The 201-nt window shown below is 68.7% G+C and carries 1 pseudogene; it reads right to left on the bottom strand.

From position 1 onward, the window contains the following. Window positions 1-149 (bottom strand): annotated as a pseudogene (locus PSET11_RS16555) (HNH endonuclease); the annotation flags it as partial. Window positions 150-201: the final 52 nt, after the last annotated feature.

The raw sequence follows: 201 nt of genomic DNA, 5'->3' as shown, positions 1-201 counted from the left end.
AGGGTGTCGAACGCGACGGCAAGCCGGGCTTGCAGGCCAGCGGCCGCGGACTTCAAATCTTCGAGGCCGCGGAGTTGATCAATCAACCCGGCCGCATCCGCAGCGGGCCGAACCTGGCCCACCGCGAGGAGGAGATCCGGGACCCCCACGACCGGCAGTGACGACGGCGAAACAGCGGCCACCGAGAAGGCACCATTGGCG

Origin of the sequence: Arthrobacter ulcerisalmonis (assembly GCF_900609065.1) — a bacterium.
Taxonomy (GTDB): Bacteria; Actinomycetota; Actinomycetes; order Actinomycetales; family Micrococcaceae; genus Arthrobacter; species Arthrobacter ulcerisalmonis.
This window is presented reverse-complemented; position numbering and strand designations above follow the sequence as displayed.